The organism is Candidatus Edwardsbacteria bacterium, from assembly GCA_031082425.1.
In the GTDB taxonomy this organism is placed as follows: Bacteria; Edwardsbacteria; AC1; order AC1; family EtOH8; genus UBA2226.
Genome location: JAVHLB010000003.1, coordinates 134,041 through 156,639, shown reverse-complemented (window position 1 = coordinate 156,639; position 22,599 = coordinate 134,041). Strand labels below are relative to the sequence as shown.

The window sequence follows — 22,599 nt, the reverse complement described above, 5'->3', positions numbered from 1 at the left end:
TTGCAAATTATTATCTAATATCAAACAATAAATAAATAATAAGTGCTTCCTTTGTTTTGTATCATATAGAGACATAATTATTAAATTTAAACCTACCTTTTAAGCCAAATAGATAAAATATTATTATAATAGATTGCCCAACAACAAGTTTAAATAGAGCCATCTTGTGTCATTATGTTACATTTTATAACCTGATCGTTGTTTTATATTTTAGGATTTAATATTGATGTTTATTGAAAAAAATAAATCCATTTATAGTTGCCTGTTTAAATATTTTGCTTAAATCAAAGAGATCAAAATAAATAATATAGAATTTTCTTGAATTTCAAGAAAGTCTGTGCTAAACTAATTTTAACCATGTATCACTTTGTTACATATGACTAAATTATCAAAGAACACAAAGATCGGTACCAAGTATCAGATCTTGGAATTTTTGGGCCAGGGAGCCAACAGCCAGGTATATAAGGCCACAGACCTGGCTACGGGAGCAACCCTGGCCTTAAAATTATTCTCCGGGGATTCCATCAACATCAACCAGCTGTGCCAGGAATTTCGTTGTTTGTCCGATCTATCCCACCCCAATCTGGCCCGGGCCATAGGGTATGAGCATTACAAGGACGGGTGTTTTTTCGCGATGGAGTTTCTGCCGGGGCCCGATATCCTGGAAAGCTGCCGCGGATTGGACCTTAGGGGGAAATGCCAGAAACTGATCGGCCTGTGCCAGGCCCTGGAATATATCCATTCCCGGGATGTCATACACCTTGACCTCAAGCCGTCCAACCTGCTGCTGGATGAATCGGGAACCGTGAAGCTGCTTGATTTTGGGCTGGCCCAGAGCACCGTGAAAGTGTCTCCTCTAAAAATATCCGGCACTCCCTCATATATCTCCCCGGAGATAATCTCCGGCCAGGCTCCTGACGGAAGGGCGGACCTGTATTCGCTGGGAGTGCTGATGTACCAGATCTTTACCGGGAGTCTTCCCTTCCAAGCGCCGACCATCAAGGAATTGGTCAAAAAACATCTCTATCATCAACCCCAGCCACCCAATTTCATTGATCAATCACTTCCGGAGCGTTTATCGCTCTTGATCTTAAGGCTGTTGAGCAAGGATCCCAATGCCAGACCGGCTCTGGCCGACGAGGTGGCTTCGGAGCTGGCCGGCATCATTAAACTGGAGCGAGCTGAACCCTCCCCAGTATCCCGGCCCCCTTTCATTTTGAACTGCCGGATGGCGGGGCGGGACAGGGAGATGAATCAGCTCCGCCAGGCGGTCCAGAATGCCATTGCCGGGCAGGGTCACAGCATCTTCATTTCCGGGGAGACCGGCATTGGCCGCACCAAGCTGTTGACCGAATTCTCCCTGCACTCCCAGCTGTTGGAGTGCCAGGTGCTGTGGGCCCGTTGTTATCAGCCGGATGCCGCCGCCTTCGGCCTGATGGTTCAGTTGCTCGATCAGGTGCAATCCCTGGCCCGGAATTTTTGCCCCCAGGCACTGGCCGAATTCGGACCCCAGCTGGCGGAGATCATTCCCGGATTGAGCGATCTGCCTGAAGTAAATAACCTCCCGCCGCCGCCAGTTCTGCCCGCCCAGGAACAGCGTCTTCGCCTTTTGGACGCCATGACCAATTTCATCATTAAAACGCTGGAGGCCTCCCCTTCCCGGGCCACGGCGATCATATTAGAGAGCATTCAATGGATAGACCGCGAAAGCCTGGAAGCTCTTTGTCATCTGGTGCGCAATATCGGGCGGGCCCCGGTCCTGGTGGTGGGCAGTTTTAGAAGCGACGAGATCGAATCCGGTCATTTTCTGAGAGCCACCATCGAAAGCCTGGCATCCGATAATCTGGCGGAACAGGTCTTTCTTAAGCGACTAAGCCGCAACGAGGTCTCGGAGTTGATCCGGACCGTCTTCCCCAGTCTGGAGAACCTGGAGCCATTGCTGGTTAAAATTTACGGCGAGACCGATGGCAACCCTCTGCTGATAGAGGAGACCCTGTACTATCTGATCGATGCCGGTTTTATCGTCCGGCGTCACGGGCGCTGGCAGATAACCACCCTGACCCCGGAACGACTGGATCTCCCCGGCAGCCTGACCCTATCCTTCAGGGCCAAGCTGGGAAAACTGCCGCCGGGCCAGCTGCTGATAATGCAATCCCTGGCCATAATGGAGCGGCCGGCCATCTTTCCGGAGATCCGGAGCCTTACCGAGATGGAGGACGTTCAGCTTAGCCGGGACCTTCTGCACCTTAAAGGCCAAAGTCTGCTGGCCTGGCTGCAGGATGAAAAGGGGGAGCCGGCCTACGGCCTGCATCATTTTAAGATCGTCCCCGAGATAGGCCTTACCATCAGCCGGGAGCTATCTTCCGCACTGCATCGCAGGGCGGCCCTGGTCATGGAACAACAGAGAAGCCGTTCGCTGCAGGATACGGTACTGCTGTCCAGCCATTGGGAGGCTGCCGGGGAGCCGGCCAAGGCTGCGGAATGCCATCTGCGAGCAGGCGACGAGCTGTCCGAGTTCTCCAAACGGCAGGCCATTGAGCATTACCGGAGGGCCCTAGTGCTGGTGCCGTCCCCCCGGAATATCCCGGTGCTGGAAAAGGTGCAGAAACTGTATTACGTATCCGGTGAATACCAGAAAGCGCTGGAGCAGGCCCTGGAGATATGTCAACTGCAGGGCTCCTCCCCGGAGATATGCTACAAGATAGGGCGTTGCCAGGAACGCCTGGGGGATTACGACCGTTCGGTGGAATCCCTGCAGAAGGGATTATCATTCTCCCAGGGAGATGCCCTGTCGGCAGCCCGTTTGATGGGAGCGCTGGCCATTACCAGCATCGGCCGGGGCGAATACCGCAATGCCGAAAAAACCTGCCAGGCGGCCTTGAAACAACTGCCCCTTAACAGCCGGCCCACGGTGGAGGCCGAACTGTACAACACCCTGGGACAGGCCTATTGGCATCTGGCCGAATGGAGCCAGGCCCTGTCGGTCCACCGCAGAAGCCTGGAGATAAAAGAACGCGAGGGCAGTCTCTACGGCATAGCCACCAGCTACAACAACCTCGGCGCGGTATATTACCGGATGTACGAATGGGACAAGGCGGCCGAGTGCCATAAGAAAAGTTTCTCTCTGCGGGAGAAGATCGGCGATATCAGCGGCCTGGCCCGTTCCTACAACAACCTGGCCCTGATATACCGGCACCTCTACGACTGGGAAAGGGCCTTGGAGTACCACGGCAAATGCCTGCAGACCATGGAGCGGATCGGGCTGGGGCTGGAGACCGCCGCCTCGTTGGTGGACATAGGCCTGATCCATAAGGCCAAGGGCGAATGGGACCAGGCCCTCTGGAGCTATAACCGGGCCATCCAGCTGGCGGCCAATATCGGGGCCAAGAACCTGCTGCTGGATGCCTATATCCGAAAGGCCGAGCTCTACCTGGCCCTGGGTAGCCTTGAGGACTCCAGCCTGTTCTGCCAGAAATCGCTGGCCATGGCCAGCGAGCTGGGCGGCCGGCTGGAGCTGGGGAGGGGGCTGAACATATCGGGGCGCATCAGCCAGATGCGGCAGCAGTGGGATAAAGCCCGGGAAGATCTCACCAGCGCCCGGGAGATCTTCTCGGGACTGGATATCAAGGCCGGCGAGGCTTACATCCTGAAGAACCTGGCCGACCTGCACCGCGAGCTGGGTCAGTTGGAGGAGTCCTCCGCCCTGGCCGACAGGTCGCTGAGCCTGGCCCAGCGGGTCGAGGAACAGCAGCTGGTCTCGGAGGTCCTGCTGCTGAAGGGCGAACTGCTGGAGGAGAAGGGACTGGACGGCTATCGTTTCATGGAGTGGTCGCTGGAGATAGCAAACCAGGTCAAGATCAGCGAAACCACCTGGCCGGTGTACTCGGCCATGGCCCGCCGCCATTTAAAGAACAAAAAATACCCGGCGGCCCTGGAGTGCTGCCAGAAGGCCCTGCTCCTGTTCAAACAGTCTCTGGCCAATATCAGCCAGCCGGAGCTGAAAACTTCGTATATCTTGGCCCCCCGGAGGCGACAGCTGTTCCGGGATATTAAATCATTGAGCCAGGAGGTGCTGAACCATGCCGGTTAGCCAGAGGATGCAGAATGCCGAGAACCTGATAGCCGAAGCGGAGCTGGAGCTGGCCTCCATCGCCCAGGCGCTGGAGGAGCGAAGGAGCACGGTTTCGTTCCTTTCCCCGGACCAGGGCCGGGAACGGCTGGACCTGCTGCTGGAGGTATCCCGCCGGCTGAGCCGGGTGTTGAACCTGGACCAGCTGCTGAATGTGATCATGGATTCGGTGCTTTCCCTGACCCGGGCCGAACGCGGATTTTTGATGCTCTACGAAGAGGATGTTCTGAAGTTCCGGGTGATCCGCAATCCCCAAAACCAGGAATGGGCGGGCGAGGACTACCAGATCAGCCATACCCTGACCCAGCAGGTGATAGACAGCGGTCAACCGCTCTGGGTGAAGGATGCCTGCCAGGACGCCGCCTACAGCCAATCGGCCTCCATCGCCGACCTCAAGCTGCGCTCCTGCATGTGCGTGCCTCTTTTTTCGGGACAGACCGACAGCCGCAAGCTGCTGGGGGTGATCTACGTGGACAGCCAGCAGCTTCACGAAAGTTTCTCCGCCCAGGACCTGGACCTTTTTTCCGCCCTGGCTGGCCAGGCGGCCATCTCCATCGAGAACGCCCGGCTGGTCGATGATATCCGCCGCTTGGAGGAGGAAAAGCGGACGCAGCTGGAGCGGGAGAATTTATCCCTGCAGAAATTATTGGAGGAAAAAGGAGAGCTGCTGGGCCAGGGGCAGGCCATGGAACAGGTGTTCACAATGATCCGCCGGGTCTCGGGCTCGGATGCCAGCATCCTGCTGTTGGGGGAATCCGGCACCGGAAAGGGCCTGGCGGCCAAGGCCCTTCATCAGCTTTCGTCCCGACAGGACAGGCCTTTCGTGGTCATCGACTGCGGGGCCATTCCGGAGAACCTGCTGGAATCGGAACTGTTCGGATACGAAAAAGGGGCCTTCACCGGGGCCTATGCCAAAAAGCCGGGCAAATTCGAAATGGCCAACGGCGGGACGATCTTTTTGGACGAGGTCGGCGACCTCCCCCTGCTATTGCAGGCCAAACTGCTGCGGGTGCTGCAGGAGGGCATCATCGAGCATATCGGGGGGCGCGACCCCATCAAGGTGGATGTCAGGGTGATAGCCGCCACCAACCGCAACCTGGAGGGCGAAGTCAAAGCCCAGAGATTCCGGCAGGACCTGTACTACCGGCTGAACGTGGTCACCATCAACATGCCGGCCCTCCGGGAGCGGCAGAGCGACATTCTGCTGCTGGCCAGCGTCTTTTTGGAGCGGTTTGCGGCCAAATACAGGAAGGGCATCACCGGTTTCGAGAGCCAGGCCAAGCAGGCCCTGATGGAGCATCCCTGGCCCGGCAATGTGCGGGAGCTGGAGCACCGGATCGAGCGGGCGGTGATCATGTGCGACGAGAAACAGATAACCGCCCAGCACCTGGAACTTAAGCAGGAGCCCCCCAGGGCCGCCCTGGGCCGGCTCAAGAACATCAAGCAGGATCTGGAGAGGCAATTGCTGTCGCAGGCCCTGGCCGCCAACCAGGGAGACATCACTGCCGCCGCCAGGCAGCTGGGGATCACCCGCCAGCAGGTCTATCGGCTGATGGCCAGATATAAAATAAAATGATGCCTCTCTTTTGGAGGCATCAGGGATGTCAAAAAAAGACGGGTTAAGCCAAGCTTAACCCGTCTCTGCAGGTTTAGATCATTGTTTGACGGTGATGCTCTTGATGGTGATATTCTTGGTGGGGCGGTCCCGCATATCGCGGGGCTGTTTTGCTATTTTGTCCACCACCTCCATGCCCTTGACCACCTTGCCGAATGGGATGAAGCCCATCTGGTCCAGCCGGGCGCATTGGTCGTCCAGATTGATGAAGAACTGGGCGTCGGACTGGGAATCTATCGGCTGGGCCCGCGAGGAGGAAGCCATGGAGATGGTCCCCCGAAGGTTGGACTTCTGGCGCGGCTCGGCTCCCATCTGCTCCCCGCCATAGCCGTCGTTATTGGGATCGCTGTCCTTGGACAGTGGGTCTCCCCCCTGGATCACAAAACCGGGGACCAGCCGGTGGAAGGTGGTCCCGTCGAATGACCGGGCCAAAGTCTTGCTGACGAAATTCAGAACGGTCTGGGGGGCATCCTTGGGAAACAGCTCTATCTCTATCTGGCCGAAATCGGTATCCAGAACCACCACCGGTTTCTCCATGATCCTCTTGACATCGGGCTGGGCCTGGGATTCAGCCGGAACCTGGCTCTGCAGGCTTGCCATCTCCTCCTTTTTGCAGGAGATGAAAGCTGCCAGCGAAAGGCCCACCATGATGGTCAATATTTTTTTCATAATATCCTCCGTTTAATATTAAGATGCCCCGAACCAAAATTTCAGTTCGGGGCAATATGGTATACTGGTGTTTACTGGTTGATCTTAAAGGTAACCGGCCACATCACCCAGACCCGGACCGGTTTGCCGCCCGGGGCCACGGCCGGAGTGAAGATACATTGCTTCCCGGCCTCCACGGCCGCTTCGTCCAGAGACACATTCCCTGAGCTTTTGGCCACTACGGCCATTTTGACGTGCCCGTCGAAATCGATCAGGAGCTGCAGATAGACCTTTCCTTCGATGCCGGCTTTTTTGACGATATCCGGATATTCCGCCTTGCCGGCTTTCACAATTTCGGGGGCCTTGTCCACCGCCACATATGCCGCCCGGTCGGGGACCACTTCCTCCACCTGCAGATTGCTGGCTCCGGAGGCTCCCTCGGTGGTGGCCATGCCGGCCGACATGGCTCCCAGTTCGGACTGGGTATAGGCGGCTTCGTCCACCGCCTTGTCGTCGGCCACCGGTTTGGGAACGCCCATGGTGGGGGCTGCAGCCACCGCGGCCGATGCCACCTGCACCTGCTCCACGGTGGAACTGCTTAAAGAGGGCGGCGCGCCCAGCTGGCTGTAGGTGATCCTGACCATCGGGGCCTCCGGTATCGGCCGGTGGGCCTCTATATATGCATTGACCGCAAAATAAGAGAGCCCTCCCAGCACCAGCAACAGCATAAAGGACAGCGATATCAGCATGCCCTTCTTGAGGTGCAGGGGGATCAATACCTTGGATTGTTTGACGCCAAAACCCAGGGATGAGTATTCCCGGGCCTGGATGGTTAACACCAACCAGGCTAGGATCAGCCCCACCAAAGTGCCGGCCACCGGAAAGAAGATATTGATGTTACTGTTCATGTTCTATTTTCCCCCTTTCGCGGCTGCGGCGGCCTTTTTCTTGGCTTCCTCGATGGCCTTCAGATGATCCTCGGTCTGCTCCACGATGGCAAAACGGGCCACCTGGTTCTGCTGGATGGCATCCATCACCGCCACCACCTTGTCGTAGCTGCTCTCCCGGTTCACCTGCACCAGCACCGTCAGGCGGCAGATCTTCTCGTCCCGGACCATATCCAGGCTGTCGCGGATCTCCCGGGGTATCCTTTTGCCCTTGTTGTCGGCCATGAATTTGTCGTACTTGTCCAGGAAATCCGGGCCCGATTCGTAATAGACCTGGGTCCGGCCGTCGATGTGGGCCGGCATCTTCTTGATATTGGCCAGTTTGCTGTTCAGCATCAGTGAATCCAGCGATTCCATCCCCACCAAGGCCGGAACATCAAAACCGATATTCTGCAAAATGGTGCCGTCCTTCATGATATTCACCGAAAGTACATTGGACTGGGCCACCGGTTTCTCGGTGCCGGGCTCTGTTTCCGGGGGCAGGGTGATCTCGATGGCCTGGGGTTCCTTGAACCGGGTGGTGGTCATGAAGAAGATCACCAGCAGGAAGCCGATGTCCACCATCGGGGTCATGTCCAGGACTATATTGGGCCGGCCTTTGCGCTTGCGCAATCCGCCTTTTTTCTTGCCGCTTTCTTGGGGCCCCATATCTACTGCGCCCATGCCATCACCTCCCTTCTTCGCCAAACATCGGTTTGGCATCCGCTTTAAGGTTGGTCACCAGGGAAAACCTTAACATGTTGACGTCTTTTTTCTGCAGGATGCTGGTCAGGTCAAGCATCTTTCCCGACAGGCAGTTCTTGTCCACCATCAGGACCATCATCAGCTTGGGGTTGCGCATGCGCTCCTCGACCACCGTCATGGCGACATTCCCCAACAGCAGCGGCTGGGCCGCGTCCTTGCCGGTGGCATACCATATCATCATGCTGTCCACCCTGGCGGTATACTGCTCCGGGGTCAAAGAAGCGATCTCCTGTTTGGCCCACTTGTTGATGAAATTATCCTTCCTCTGCACCTCGCGGATGGCCAATTCGGCCGCCCGGCCCCTGGTCAGGGGCTTGCCGGGGGCGGAGGCGATCTCCTTGAGCAGATCCTCCGAAGCCGATGGCAGCAGGGTCCCTCCCATGCCCCTCAGAGCCGCCACGGTCACGTTGGGATCGGCCGTAGCCTCCTTGACGTTGGCGATCAGGGTCAGCAGGTTGGTCGGTCCGACGCTGTCGGCCAGGGCCGCGGCCTTCTCCGGAGCCAGCACGTTGATGACCATGACATTGGCCTCGGGAACCTTTAAGGGCGAACGCGAATCCGGCAGCATGACCTCCACCGTCACCGGGGGACGGGCATGATAGGTGGACATGAAGAAGATGACCAGCAGAAAGGCGATGTCAACCATCGGGGTCATATCCAGGACGATCCTGGCCCGACGTTTCATCTTTGCTGACATCTTATTTTTCTCCTATCGTCAAAAGTTGCTGCATCTCGTAAATGGCCTCGTCGGTGCCGAACTGGAACAGGGAGACCTTGTTCATGAAATAGTTGTTGGCCACAATGCCGCCGATGCCGTTGAACAGCCCGCCGGCGGTGTTGATCAGGGCCTCGGAGATGCCGCGGGCCAGCTCGGAGGCGTCCGGGGCGCCGGCGTGGGCCATGGCCTGGAAGGCGCGGATCATGCCGATGGTGGTGCCCATCAGGCCCACCATGGTCCCGATGGAGGCGATGGTGGTCAGCATTATCAGGTTGCGCTCCAGCAGCGGGGTCTCCAGCATGTTGGCCTCCTCGATGGCCCGGAGCAGTTCGGCGCTCTTCTTGTCGGCCGAGAGGTTCTCGTTCTGCAGGGCCAGATATTTCTCCAGTCCGGCCCTCAGAACATTGGCAGTGGAGCCTCTCTGGGCGTTGCAGGCGGCGATGGCCCCGGTGACGTTGCCGGCCCTCAGCAGTTCCCGGAATTCCTCCATGAAGACCGTCAGGTTCTTGGCGCCGCGGGCCCGGCCGATGGTCAGGCTGCGCTCGATGATATAGGTGAACAACAGCACCAACAGGAATACCAGGATGATCACCACCGGGCCTCCGGCCTGGATGTACTCTGGAAGGGTCTTATAGATCACCGTTGATACAGCCAGCCCGATGACATAAAGTATCAAGGTCACCAATCCGATCTTCTTGGTGCGGGCCAGGGCGATGCCCAACCCGGCGGCTACGATAGCCGGGACGACTCCCATGATCAAAATTTTGACGATCATGGGAGCATTCATCAGTCCGTTTAACATTGTTTTAAACTACCTCCTGTGCTTTTTGGTTTTTATTGGGCTTCTCAAGATTGAGAGCCGGTTAATTGAATTTACCCGTGTCCTAATATTCAAAGCCGTGATAGATATTGTGGCCGCTATGTCTACCAGACCTCCACCTTGGGTTTAAGGGCGGCCAGAACCTCTTTGGCGATTTTGTTGGCCGGATCGATCTTTAAAATGGCATTGGCTTCGGCCGAAGCCTTGGTTTTAAAGGCCTTCTCGTTGAATTTGTTGAAAATATACAGATAATGCTGGGACAGGGCCTCCATGGCCGGGATGGCTTCTTTGACGGGTTTGGTATTATTTCCCATCTTCAGGGCCCTGGCCTGCAGGAAGGTGTTGATGGCCTTTTCGTAAATGACCCGGACCTCGGCCTTGGAAGCCTTGCTGGCCTGTCCCTTCAATGAATAGCTGTAGCCCATGTTCATCAAAGCGCCGAAAGCAGTTGCCGGGTTCTTTTCGATGCGTTTCAGGTACCACTGTATGGCCTCATCATAATATCCGGCATAGTAATAAGCGTTGCCCATATCGTAATAGGTGTCCTCCACCTTGGAGGGGTCCAACTCCATCCTTTTTTGGTAGGCGTTGATCGCCGCATCGAACATCAGCTTGGAATTTGCGGTATCCTTGTTGGCCGCATAGGAGCTGCCGGCCCGGATATAGACCCTGGCGGCCTCGTACCAGCGGGCGGGATCCGCTGGCGACAGCTCCAGTGATTTACTGAAGGCCTGGGCCGATTCAATATAATTCTTGACGTCATACTGCAAAGATCCCAGAAGATACCAGACCCCGTCGTTCTCGGGATCCATCTTGGTGACCTTTTGGGCCTCGATGATGGCCGGCCCGATCAAAGCGGTGTCCTTTTGCATCTGATAAGCCTTGGCCAGCATATAGTGGCCGGCGGCGTCCTTGGGTGACAGCTCGGTGTATTTTTTGAAATATCTGGAGGCCTCGGCGTATTTGCCGCTCTGAAAGTAGGCGCTGCCCAGGTCCAGATTGACATCGGTGAAATCGGGATTGAGTTTGATGGCCAGCAGATACTCGGCCATGGCCTGATTGTAGTTTCGCTGGCGGAAATAGAGGTTGGCCAGACCGTTATGGGCGCTGGCATTGTTGGGATCCATCTGCAGCACCTGGCGGAAGACCTCCCCGGCCTCGTTCAGCTGCCCCTTGTCCAGATAAACCTTGCCCAGCCGGTATTTGAGGTCCACGTCGTTGGGCTTCTTGACCAGCAGTTCCTTGATCAGGGCCTCGGCCTCGTCCAGCTTCCCGGCCTTATGGTAGGTGACGGCCAGCTCGGTCACCGCCTGGGGGTATTTCAGGTCCCGGGCCGTTTTGAACTCGGCGATGGCCTCATCGAACATCTTCCGTTCGACATAGATCTGTCCCAGGCGGTAGTGGGCTTCTTTGAGCTTGGATTTCCGCTGGATGGCCTGGCGGTAGAGGTCGATGGCCTGGTCGAAATCGCCCTGATCGTCTGCGGTGATCCCCTGTTTCAGAAGATCCTCAGCCTTGGGTTTTCCCGCCTGGGAGGTGGTGGCGCAGCCGATTAGGCACAGCACCAAGGATATCAGAACAAAATCGGTGATCTTCAATAATTTCATACCGGATTATCTCCCCGCGATATTTATAAATGTGACTGATGGTGTCGATCCTATTTCTTAATGGTCACCGGCATGGTGGCCGGCACGTAGCCCTGCTGGGCGGCTATCTTCTGCCCCTCGGCCGAAGAGATGTAGGTGATGAATCCGTGGGCCAGGCTGGACATACCCTGGGAATAGGTCTTTTCCAGAACATCATTGACATACATATAGAGGGGATGGCTTAGGGGGTAGTTTCCTTCGTGGACCGTCTTTTGATTGGGGGAAAAGTACCCGCTTTCCTTGACCTGGGCTATCTCCAAAGCCTTTATGCCGGTTTCTTTGACCGGCGGCCATACGTCCCAGTCCCTATAAAGCGCGCCCATGGAGACCAGGCCTATGGCGCTGGAATGGGTCTTCACCAGCTCGACTATCTGGGCGGCGGTGGTGCAGGGATAGGCCCTGGCGGCATATTCCCCGCCCTTCAAGACCAGCTGCTGAAAGTATTCGAAATGGCCCATATTGGGTCCGGGGAACACCGGGACCAGGTTTTCTATGTTGCCGCCCAACCGGCGCCAGCTGGTGGTCTTTCCGGAAAAGATCCCCGACAATTGTTCGAAATCCAGCCGCTGTATCTTGTTCTTGGAATTGACTATCACCGCCAGCCCGTCGTAAGCGATTTTGTACTCCTTGGCCAGGCCGCCGTTGGCTTTGATTATCGAATCCTCGGCGGAGGTTATGGGGCGGTTCATCACTGCGATCCTGGCCCGGCCTTCGTTGAGAGCCGCAATCGCCGCTTTGGAGCCGCCTTCATCAACCGCGATATTGGATTTGGGGTACAGGGCCATAAAAGACTGGGCTTCGCGCCTGATCATTCTGATGGCCAGATCCTCCCCCTTGACCACTATCCTTCCGGCGGTCTGGGTCTCATCGGATTTGCTTTGTCGGGGGCCGCAGCCGAATAGCGACAACAAGACCAAACCGAGGTAAGGCCACGATTTTATAAAATATTTCATTCTAATTATCCAGAAGGTCAATTATAAATTGATATATATGTAAAGTCAAGAGAAAATCTTAAAAAATATTCAATAATCTTTGACTAATCCAGCAATTTCTCCAAGCCCCCCCATTCCCTCCCCCGGGGATTCCGCTGTTTTGATATCCGAAGCAGCAACCTTCCCAGGATCTTGTATAACTCCACCCCCTGGGGAAAATCTTTTTTCAGGGCCTCCAGATGCCCGGATATTGTTTGGACATCGCCCCGTTCGATGGGCCCGCTTAGTGAATTTTCCAGCCCGTTTTCACCCAGGCTGTCAATCACCGTCCTGGCCAGGCTCTGGAGCATGTCTTCGGCTTTTCCTTTCCCGGCCACCGTCGTTTCCATCATCTGGCCCGCGCCGTAAAGCAGGGCCACCAGATAGTTAGAAGCCATCACGCTGGAGAGATGATACAGATCCTTTCGGGACGGCATTATATCCACCGGAGAGCACTCCAGAGATTCTATCAAGGGCCTCAATCCCGCCAAGGCCAGGGCGTCTCCCTCGATCCCGAAATAGATCCCCTTGAAACGATCCCAGGGGCTCAAGCATCTGGAAAAGCTGGCCAGGGGATGCATTGAAGCAATGGAGGCCCCCAGCATCTTGTTGGCCACCAAGACCGATGACGGCAGAAAGCCCGAACAGTGGCATAGTATCTGTCCCTTGGTCAGGGCCTGCCGGGAGGCCAGCTGGTCGGAGACGGCCTTTACGCAGTCATCGGGAACCGCCAGGATCACGATCTCCGCCCCCCGGGTCGCAGCCGAGGGATCGCTGTCTGATATGGCCGGGTTTACCGCCCGGCCCGTCTCCTCCACCCTGGCCGGATCGATGTCGGACAGGCCGCTCAGGCGATAACCCTTTTGCCACAGGGCCAATGCCAGAGTGCTCCCCAGCTTGCCGGCTCCGATTATTGCTAGGCTTGGTCTATCCATGATCCCTTTCCGCATTGTTTTGTCAAGGCGCTACCTTCCCGGCTCTTTTTTGTTGTACAGCAGGTAGAAAGATACCGCCGAGACCGCATAACAGCCGGCCGTAAGATAATATGGCATGGCGTAGCCGTAGCGCTGCATGGCCCAGCCCGAGAAAGCGGTGGAGAAGGTCCAGGACAGGTTCCAGGCCATGGTGGCTATGCTGTTGACCGTAGCCCGGGCATCATCCGGGACTATCTCCATCATAAAAGCTGAGGAGATGGGCGAGGACATCTGCATCAGGCTGGCCCTCATCCAGAAGGACAGCACCGCAAGGTAAAGAATCTTTTCCGCCCCCAGGCTTATCAGGAACGGCAGTGACAGCAGCTCCATGACCACCACGGTCCTTACCTTGCCGAAACGCTTGGCCAGGGCCGGACCCACCAGCACCGCCGCCAGGGTGAATATCTGGGACACCGAAAAATACAGGCCGATCTGGACGCTGGAGGCGCCGAATCTTTTGGCAAAATACAGGTTGAAGAACGGGATCACCAGCCCCGCCCCCAGCCCGATCCAGAAGTTGCACCAGACGAACCCGCCGGCGGCCCTGAACCCTTGCCCCAGGCGCTTAAGGCTGACCAGGCTAGAGTCGTCGGTGATTATCGGGGTCTGGGTTATTTTAAATAGCGGCCACAGGGCGCTAAGGAATATGCCGGATCCCAATAGCAGAGAAAAACGATAAGCAGCGAAAGTGCTGCTGCCAAAAACATTCATAACCCAGCCGGGAAGCCCGCCGGCCAACAGGTTTCCGACAATCCCGGCCGCCAGCATCACCGCGAACGAGGCGGAGAAGAGATGGGTCCGCTCCTCCGGGCGGCTGTTCTCCATCATAAAGGGAGCGGCCGACAGAACATAGAGCGTCGAGGCGACCCCTCCCAAAAAACTCAGGGACAGCAGGCCCGGGCCGTTCACGGTCAGGGCCCGGAGAATCGACAGCAGGGCCCCGGAGAGGGTGCCGATGATCATGGCTTTTTTCCGGCCCAGCCGGTCGGAGAGGATGCCGGCCGGAATGGCGGTGACGACCAGAGCCAAACCGCTTAGCGAAAGGATGCTGCCGATGATCCCCTCCTGCAGTCCTCCCTCGTTTAGATAGAGATTGAACAGCACCCCATAGAAAGAGAAACCGACGGATATCAGAAAGGTGGCCAGCAGATACCGCTTGGCATTCGGGGAGAAACGCCCGGTCAGTTTGAAATAATTGCCCCAGAACCCGGCAGCCTTCATCTTAAAAGACCTTCATCTGCATATACCCGCCCCAGACAACCTTTATTCCCGCCATCCCGGAGATTCCATTCTTTGCCGGATCATTTCCTCCAGCTCCCGGCGGCCCTCGCCGGTCAGGGCGGAAAGGAACGCCGCGCCGGGATAATTCCTCCGCAGGCCGTCCAGGGTGTCCGGGTCCAGCATATCCGTCTTGTTGAACACCAACAGCTCCGGGCGGTCGGCCTTGATCTCCTTTAACACCTCCTCCACCGCGGCGATCTCTTTAAGATAGAGGGGATGGGGGCTGTCCACCACCTGCAGCACCAGGTCGGACTGGTTGACCTCCTCCAGAGTGGCCTTGAACGAGGCCACCAGCTGATGGGGCAGGCGCCGGATGAAGCCCACCGTATCGGTCAGCAGGAATTTTTCCCCCGAGGCCAGCACCACCGCCCGGGTGGTGGCATCCAGGGTGGCGAACAGCCGATCCTCCACTTTGACCCCGGCCCGGGACAGCAGATTCATCAGGGTGGATTTGCCGGCATTGGTGTATCCCACCAGGGATATCTTGAAAACGCCGGCCCGGGATTTTCGCTGGGTCCTCCTCTGCTGTTCTATCTTTTTAAGCTCCTGCTTGAGCCGGGCGATCCTATGCCTGATCTTTCGCCGGTCCAGCTCCAGCTGTTTCTCCCCCGGCCCCCTGGTCCCGATCCCGGCCCCGGGATCGGTCATCTCCAGCCCGGCACCCACCAAACGGGAGAAGCGGTATTGCAGCTGGGCCAGTTCCACCTGGATCTTGGATTCGGCGCTACTGGCCTGCCTGGCAAAAATATCCATGATCAGCTCCGCCCGGTCCACCACCCGGCAATCCAGCTGGGCCTGTATATTGGAGGCCTGGCTGGGGGTCAGGCTGTGATCGAATATCACCAGATCAGCCCGGCTGTCAGCCACTGCCAGCGCCAGCTCCTCCACCTTGCCCTTGCCGATGAAATAGGTGGCGTCGGGACGGACCCGCCTTTGCACCAGGTGGTCTATCACCGAGGCACCGGCGGTATCCGCCAGGCGGGCCAGCTCCTTTAAAGATTCCTCTTCCTCAAAGACGCTAGCCCGACCCAGCACACTGCCGACCAGAATGGCTTTTGGTTTCAATATTTATGCCCCATAATTTGGTTTGCCGGGTTCGCCTAATTAACGAATGGGCCTCTGTTCGGCCAAAGTAATTGTTATCACCACTGTTTTTTTGCCTGCCGCTAGACCAGAGGCCCTGGGATATTGTTATTTTTTGTCAGCCCTAATTGACCGCCTCCGCTTCCTTCTGCTTCAGCTCCTCCTGGATGCGGCGGGTCAGCTCGGGCAGCATCCCGGCCTCCACCATCTTGTCGAACACCTCCAGCGCCCGGTCGTAATGGGCCAGGGCCTCCTGGTTGGCGTAGGCTTTCTTGGCTTTGTCCCCGGCCTCCACCGAATAGAAGAAGGCCGGCTCCCAGTTCTGGGCATGAAAATAATGGTGCGACAATAATTCCAGAGCCTCTTCTATCTTGTCCTCATTGGAAAGCTCTATATGGTCGCCGATATTGTTGTGCAGTTCCCGCCGGCGGCTGAACGGCAGGCTGTCGTAGGCCACCTCCTGGGTCATGATGTGCTTGAAATAATAACTGCCCTCCTGCTCCGACAGCACCAGGTCCAGGCCTCTCAGGCTTTTGAGGTGGGGATTTATCTCGACCTTCTTGGGATATATCGCCTGCAAAACATGCTGGTCGAACTCGCGACCTATCACTGAAGAGATCTGAAGCACCTCCCGGGTCTCGGCCGGCAGGCGGTCGATACGGCTCATGATCACCCCCTGAACGGTGTCCGGAATGTTGATCTTGGCGATGTCGGTCGCGACCACCCGCCACTGGCCGTCCTTCTCGGCCACCACTTCCTGTTCGATCAGGGATTTGACCACCTCCTCCACGAAGAAGGGGTTGCCCTGGGATTTTTTCAGGATCAACTGCTCCAGTTCCGGCGGCATCCCTTGGATATCCAGCAGGGTCTTCACCAGCTCCAGGCTCTCCTCCCGGCTCAGCTCCTTGAGGGTCATCTGGCTGTGGTATTCCTTGCCGGCGAATTCGTGCTTGGCCTCGATGGGCCGATAGACCAGGCACAGCACTATGGGCTTGTCTCCGATATTGCGGGCCACGTAGTTCAGCAGCCCCAGCGAGGCCCCGTCGGCCCAGTGCAGGTCCTCGATTATCAGCAGCAGCGGCTCCTGGGCCGCCCCCCAGCTGAAGATATCCAGCACCAGATCGAACAATCTCTGCTGTCTGAGCTTGGCATCCAGCGATTTGGTCAGCTCGCTCTCCGGCATGGGCACACCCACCACCTCGCCGATGATCGGGGCCCAGTCCTTGAGAGCCGGGTCGATGATCCCCAGCATTTTGTGGATCCGGGAGGTCTTGGCCTCCATGGGGTCGGCCTCCTTTATCCCCAGATAGCTCTTCAGCAGATCGGCCCAGGGCAGGTAGGAGATGGCCGCGCCGTAGGACTGGCAGTTGCCGACGAAGAAAGAGTATCCCCGCTCGGCCCAGTTTTGGATCAGCTCCCGGGACAGCCTGGATTTTCCGATGCCGGCCTCGCCCACCACCGAGATTATCTGGCCCTGCCCGGAGATGCCTTTCTCCACGGCGCTGTTCAACAGTTCCTTTTCCTTCTGGCGGCCCACCATGGCCTTGGATTCAGTCATCCACTTGGCAAAGACGTCCTCGCCGGTTTCATCCCTTTTGCTTACCTGATATATGGTGATGGGGTGCTTCTTGCCCTTGAACTCCCTCTCGCCCAGGTTCTTGAATCCGAATTTTCCCGAGTTCTTCCGCTGGATGGCGGCGGTGGCCAACAGTTCCTGCTCCCCGGCCGATGACATCAGGCGGGCCGCCAGGTTGACCTCGTCGCCCATCACGGTGAACTCCCGGCGCAGGGCCGAGCCGACCGTTCCGGCGAAGACATAGCCGCTGTTGACCCCGAATTTTTGCTTGACCCCGCCATAACCGAACTCCTCGCGGCCCAGCATCTCCAGAGCGCACAGCAGGGCCCGTTCCTCGTCGTTCTCATGGGCGATATGGGCCCCGAACAAAACCAGCACCTTGTGGCCCTGGGAACTGAAATCCACCTTGTTGACCAGCCCGCCATATCTCTCCACCACCTCCTGCAGGACCGAGAAATAATTCTGGGCCTTGGAAATGGCCTGCTGGTCATCGTCGAAATCCACCCCCCAGACGTTCAGGAACAGCATGGTCACCCGGCGATGCTCCCCGGCCACGCCTCCGGACTTGGGATCGGCCATGATCCTTTGTGTCAGCCAGCTTGAGAAATAAGGGCGGATCGCCTCCAGATGCTCGATGGACCGCTCGATATCCTCCGTCTCCTCCCGTCCGGCCGCTTCCAGATGGCCGACTTTTTCGTTCACTTTGACAAGTTTATAAGTATTGCCCTGGGCGGGTTCGGCGGTTATCTTGGTCTTGGCCTTATCATAAAGTTCCCGGCTGATCAATAGTTCTGCCCCGGAGGATAGGTCCTCCAGCTGGGAGGCATAGTTGGTGACCCGCCCGGCCATGAAATATTCCAGGTCCAGGTCGCGCCGGCCCACGCTGAATATCTGGGTGGGACCGAAATGCAGGGCCAGGTGCAGGCTGATGGGGAAGGCCCCGGCCGAGGTCTTGATCTCGGTAAAATTCTTGACCAGCTCCTGCATCTCAAAAGCGGCCTGCAGCGCCCGGAGATGGCTGGGCGAGGGCTCGCCCTCCACCGACTCGAAGCCGGCGCTGAAAGCATCGCCGCCGAAGTAGACCACATCTCCGCCGTAGTTGTGGACGATCTTTATCAGCGGGGCAAAATAGCTGTTGATGATCCCGGTGACCTCCTCGGCCCCCTCCCGTCCGATGCGGGACAGCCTCTCGGACAGCGCCGTGAAGCCGGTGACATCGGCCAGCAGCAGGGCCTGCTCCACCTTGGCCCCGCCATGGAGCTTTTGGGCATGCCTCCTGATGCCGCCCGGCAGATAGGACCAAAAGACCCGGGTCAATTCGGACAGCCGGCGCAAGGCCTGTTCCTTTTCGTTTTGGGAAAGTTCCCCGGCAAAAAATCTGGCGGAGGTCTCCTCTCCCAGATACCGGCCATAGGCTTTCTTGTCTGTTTTCATGTTCACCTGCCATAATGTTAAATTCTATTAAGATCAAACCCATTCTATTCCACGGTCACGCTCTTGGCCAGGTTTCTTGGCTGGTCCACATTGCAGCCCCGGAGCAAGGCGATATGATAGGCCAGCAATTGCAGGGGGATGCTGTTGATGATGGGGCCGAAATAGCTGTAGGTCCGGGGGACCTTGATCACGAACTCGGCCAGATGGTCTATCTCGTTGTCATCGACGTTGGCAATGGCGATCACCCGGCCTTTGCGGGCCCGCACCTCCTGGATGTTGCTGACCACCTTGTCGTACAGGGCGTCCTTGGGCACTATAAAGACCACCGGCATGTTCTCGTCAATCAGGGCGATGGGGCCGTGTTTCATCTCGGCGGCCGGGTAGCCCTCGGCATGGATGTAGGAGATCTCTTTCAGCTTCAGGGCTCCCTCCAGGGCGGTGGGAAAATTGCTGCCCCGGCCCAGATAGAGAAAATTCTCGGCATTTTTGAACTCCTGGGCTATCTTCCTGATCTGGCCGTCCAGTAAAAGCACCTGGCGGACTTTGTTGGGGATGTCGGCCAGGTCCTGGGCGATATTGGCCAGGGTCTTTTGCGGCAGACCCCGGTTCTTGGCCAACAGGATCGCTATCTGGCCCAGCACGGCTATCTGCGAGGTAAAGGCCTTGGTGGAGGCCACTCCTATCTCCGGCCCGGCGTGAATATATACCCCGGCGTCGGTCTCCCGGGCGATGGTGCTGCCCACCACGTTGACGATCCCCAGCACCGGAACCCCCCTGGATTTGGCCTCCCGCAGGGCAGCCAGGGTGTCGGCGGTCTCGCCGCTCTGGCTGATGACCATCACCACATCGTCCGGCCGGATGACCGGATTGCGGAACCGGAATTCCGAAGCGTAATCCACATCCACCGGGATCCGGCCCAGCTGTTCCAGCATATACTTGCCCACCAGGGCGGCATGCCAGGAGGTGCCGCAGGAGGTGATGATTATCCGCCGGGCGTTCAAAAGTTTGCCCATCACCGTGTGCAGGCCCCCCAGCCGAACGTCGCCTTCTTTAGCCATCAGGCGGCCCCGCATGGCGTTCTCCAGGGAGGTCGGCTGTTCGTTTATCTCCTTGAGCATAAAATGCTCATAGCCTCCCCGTTCTATCTGTTCCAGGGAAAAGGTGATCTTTTCGATCTGCTTGACCACCTCCTGGTCATGAATGGTCTTGGTATAGAACGAGTCGGCCGTAATGCAGGCCATCTCGTCGTCATTAAGATAGACCACCTGCCGGGTGTGTTCCACCAGGGCGGCGGCATCGGAGGCGATCAGGTTCTCGCCCTCCCCCACCCCGATCACCAGGGGGCTGCCCCGGCGGGCGGCGATGATCCTGTCCGGCTCTTTGGGAGATATCACCAGAATGCCGAAGGTGCCCTCCACCTCCAGCAGGGCGTATCTGACGGCGGAGAAAAGATCCTGGGTCTGCTTGTACATCTCCTCGATCAGGTGGACCAGTATCTCGGTATCGGTGGCAGTCCGGATCTGATGGCCGTCCTGAACCAGTTTTTTCTTCAGGGTGGCGTAGTTCTCGATGATCCCGTTATGGATGATGGCTATCTCGCCCTTGCAGTCCCAGTGGGGATGGGCATTCAGGTCATCCGGCTCGCCGTGGGTGGCCCAGCGGGTGTGTCCGATCCCCAAAGAAGCGGATAACTCCTTCCCCTCGATCATCGCCGCCAGGTCGGCCACCTTGCCGGCCTTCTTCTCGATGACCAGCTGGCCGTCCTTGATCAGAGCCAGGCCGGCCGAGTCGTAGCCCCGATATTCCAGGCGCTTCAGGCCCTCCATGATAAGGGGGACGCAGTTCTTGGTTCCGATGTAACCGACTATTCCGCACATAATGTTAGATGATGGTTAACAGGTTTTTGATGTCGGGATAAAATTAGAAAAGGGACACGGATTTCACGGATTATTCATATTAATTATCCTGTCTTTGGGCGATTCGTGGATCGCCGCTACAATCCCCCGTTTATCTTCCTGACCAATATGCGGGCTTGCTTCTCCTCCCGCGCTTCGGCGATCACCCGCACTATCGGCTCAGTGCCGGAGGCCCGGATATGCACCCAGGCATCGGGCCAGATATATTTAAGGCCGTCCCTTTTGTCAATTTTACATTGGGTGAATATTTTGGCCGCCCGGGCCAAAAACTTCTGGGGATCCTTCACTGTCAAGGTGGTCTTGATCATATAATATCCGGGAATTTTCTCGGCAACCTGTGATAGTGGAATGTTCTCCTCGGTCAGCATCTGCAATATCAAGGCTATCCCGGCAGAGGCGTCCCGGGCGTAGTTCAGCTGGGGGATGATTATCCCCCCGTTGCCCTCGCCGCCGATAAGGGCCCGGTGCTTTTTCATGGCGCCGACCACGTTGGCCTCGCCCACCGGGGTGCGGATGACGCTGGTCTTGAACTGGCCTGCCAGGTCGTCTATCATCCGGCTGGTGGAGAGATTGGTGACGGCCTTGGTCTTGAAATGCGCGAACATGAAACGGGCGGCCAAAGCCAGGGAATATTCCTCTCCGATGGCCCTGCCCTGGTCGGAGACTATGGACAGCCGGTCCACATCGGCGTCGGTGGCAAAGCCGATGTCGGCTTTGTGTGCGATGACCGCCTTCTGAAGTTCCTTCAGATTCTGGGCCTGCGGCTCGATGGGCCGGGAGAACTTTCCGCTGGTCTCGTTGTGCAGGGAGATGCCCCGGCAGCCCAGTTCCTTAAGCAGCAGGCTGAATATCGGCCCGCCGGCCCCGTGGCAGGTGTCCACCACCACCTTGAACTTCTTTCTTTTGATGGCTGGAATATCTAGAAAGGATAATTTGAGTATCCTGGCCACATGGTCTTTGATGGCATTGGGATATTCTTTGCTGTCGCCCAGCCGGTCATATTTTTTATAGGCAAATCTGCCGGACTTGAAAAAGGCGATGACCTTTTCACCCTGGCCTTTGCTTAAAAACAGCCCCTGGCTGGAGACGAATTTAAGGGCGTTCCACTGGGAGGGGTTATGACTGGCGGTGATGGCGATGCCCCCCTTGGCTTTTAAAAGCCTGGTCATCAGCTGGACGGTGGGGGTGGGGACGATGCCGATCCTGATCACCTGGCAGCCCACCGAACGCAGGCCGGCCTCCACCGCCATTTCCATCACCGGACCCGACAGGCGGGAATCCCGCCCCAGCACCACCGGTCCGCCCCCAATGAAGGTTCCGAAGGCCGCGGCGAATTTCAGGGCCAGCTCGGGAGTCAGGCTGGTTCCGACCACACCCCTGATCCCGGCCACGCTGATCATCAGTTTATCGTGAGTAGACAAAATATTATACTCGAAGTTTAATGATTTTTATTATCGTCAATTAAGTTTTGGATTCGTCGTAAATCTAATCAATACAACAAGGAGGAAACAGACAACGGGCAATATTATCATCAAATAATGCATCGCCTTAAACCAAGGATATTTATTTAAAAAATCTTTTGAAGGATAATATGCATGCAATGCACATTTGGTGTTTAGCCATGGGTCAAAGTATAGCCCATAACTATTAATAATCCTAAAATGCTTAGGCAGAGCAATGATATTATGTAAAACAATTGGCACTGAAACAATAACAAATATCAAGAGGGGGAATTTATTGGGAGCATAAAGTGGCATCAAAAACCATATGCTTACCATAATAGCTGAAATATAAAACACTATCCTGTCAAATAACTTCACATTCATGGCTAGCGAATATTGTTCGACAATTTCTTTTTCTTCAGAATTTGTTTTCATTTTAGTTTCTTATTTTGACGAACTAACATATAAAATCTTTGTGCTCTTTGTGCGCTCTGTGGTTAAAAAGATCCTTCGGCTTGCAAGATAGATTGCCTTTCTCAGGATGACGAGAGCAATGATAATGCTTTGAAAGAATCCGGGGCCCATAAGCCTGGATTCCCGCCTGCGGGGGAATGACAATCGGGATTGCTTCGTTTGTCAGCGTGCTAAGCTCCCT

16 protein-coding genes are annotated in these 22,599 nt (G+C 56.7%); 2 read left to right on the top strand and 14 right to left on the bottom strand.

Annotation, left to right across the window (positions count from 1 at the left end; genetic code table 11):
• The first annotated feature begins 376 nt into the window (after positions 1-376).
• Positions 377-4,090: a tetratricopeptide repeat protein gene (locus RDU76_04050; GenBank protein ID MDQ7798103.1), complete on the top strand. Its 3,714-nt coding sequence runs from the start codon at positions 377-379 to the stop codon at positions 4,088-4,090.
• Entirely contained in the window at positions 4,080-5,705 is a 1,626-nt protein-coding gene (locus RDU76_04045; protein ID MDQ7798102.1) for a sigma 54-interacting transcriptional regulator, read from the top strand. The genes RDU76_04050 and RDU76_04045 overlap by 11 nt, the downstream gene beginning before the upstream one ends.
• A gap of 78 nt (positions 5,706-5,783) precedes the next feature.
• Here the strand turns inward: RDU76_04045 and RDU76_04040 are convergent, their stop codons facing one another.
• The 14 genes from RDU76_04040 to RDU76_03975 all read right to left on the bottom strand — a co-directional run bounded on the left by RDU76_04040 (position 5,784) and on the right by RDU76_03975 (position 22,379).
• A complete protein-coding gene (locus tag RDU76_04040) occupies positions 5,784-6,413 on the bottom strand; it encodes a peptidylprolyl isomerase (GenBank protein MDQ7798101.1) in 630 nt (209 codons plus the stop codon).
• 71 nt (positions 6,414-6,484) lie between these two features.
• Positions 6,485-7,300 carry an energy transducer TonB gene (locus RDU76_04035; protein MDQ7798100.1) on the bottom strand — a complete coding sequence of 272 codons (816 nt, stop codon included), beginning with the start codon at positions 7,298-7,300 and terminating at the stop codon, positions 6,485-6,487.
• 3 nt (positions 7,301-7,303) lie between these two features.
• Complete coding sequence (locus tag RDU76_04030) at positions 7,304-8,002, bottom strand: biopolymer transporter ExbD (protein ID MDQ7798099.1); 699 nt, start codon at positions 8,000-8,002, stop codon at positions 7,304-7,306.
• Positions 8,003-8,006: 4 nt separating this feature from the next.
• Positions 8,007-8,780, bottom strand: coding sequence for a biopolymer transporter ExbD (locus RDU76_04025; protein MDQ7798098.1), 774 nt, complete (start codon positions 8,778-8,780; stop codon positions 8,007-8,009).
• Position 8,781: 1 nt separating this feature from the next.
• The gene (locus tag RDU76_04020; GenBank protein MDQ7798097.1) at positions 8,782-9,603 is read right to left on the bottom strand and encodes a MotA/TolQ/ExbB proton channel family protein; all 822 of its coding nucleotides are present in this window, start codon (positions 9,601-9,603) and stop codon (positions 8,782-8,784) included.
• A 122-nt stretch (positions 9,604-9,725) separates the two neighbouring features.
• A complete protein-coding gene (locus RDU76_04015) occupies positions 9,726-11,228 on the bottom strand; it encodes a tetratricopeptide repeat protein (GenBank protein MDQ7798096.1) in 1,503 nt (500 codons plus the stop codon).
• A gap of 50 nt (positions 11,229-11,278) precedes the next feature.
• On the bottom strand, positions 11,279-12,220 hold the full coding sequence (locus tag RDU76_04010) for a PstS family phosphate ABC transporter substrate-binding protein (GenBank protein ID MDQ7798095.1): 942 nt from the start codon (positions 12,218-12,220) through the stop codon (positions 11,279-11,281).
• 83 nt (positions 12,221-12,303) lie between these two features.
• Positions 12,304-13,173: a DUF2520 domain-containing protein gene (locus tag RDU76_04005; protein MDQ7798094.1), complete on the bottom strand. Its 870-nt coding sequence runs from the start codon at positions 13,171-13,173 to the stop codon at positions 12,304-12,306.
• A gap of 30 nt (positions 13,174-13,203) precedes the next feature.
• On the bottom strand, positions 13,204-14,433 hold the full coding sequence (locus tag RDU76_04000; protein MDQ7798093.1) for an MFS transporter: 1,230 nt from the start codon (positions 14,431-14,433) through the stop codon (positions 13,204-13,206).
• 42 nt (positions 14,434-14,475) lie between these two features.
• On the bottom strand, positions 14,476-15,558 hold the full coding sequence (gene hflX, locus RDU76_03995) for a GTPase HflX (protein MDQ7798092.1): 1,083 nt from the start codon (positions 15,556-15,558) through the stop codon (positions 14,476-14,478).
• 142 nt (positions 15,559-15,700) lie between these two features.
• Positions 15,701-18,586: an adenylate/guanylate cyclase domain-containing protein gene (locus RDU76_03990; GenBank protein MDQ7798091.1), complete on the bottom strand. Its 2,886-nt coding sequence runs from the start codon at positions 18,584-18,586 to the stop codon at positions 15,701-15,703.
• A 44-nt stretch (positions 18,587-18,630) separates the two neighbouring features.
• On the bottom strand, positions 18,631-20,463 hold the full coding sequence (glmS, locus tag RDU76_03985; protein MDQ7798090.1) for a glutamine--fructose-6-phosphate transaminase (isomerizing): 1,833 nt from the start codon (positions 20,461-20,463) through the stop codon (positions 18,631-18,633).
• Positions 20,464-20,579: 116 nt separating this feature from the next.
• Entirely contained in the window at positions 20,580-21,923 is a 1,344-nt protein-coding gene (gene glmM / locus RDU76_03980) for a phosphoglucosamine mutase (protein MDQ7798089.1), read from the bottom strand.
• Between the two features lie 36 nt (positions 21,924-21,959).
• A complete protein-coding gene (locus RDU76_03975; protein MDQ7798088.1) occupies positions 21,960-22,379 on the bottom strand; it encodes a hypothetical protein in 420 nt (139 codons plus the stop codon).
• Positions 22,380-22,599 lie beyond the last annotated feature (220 nt).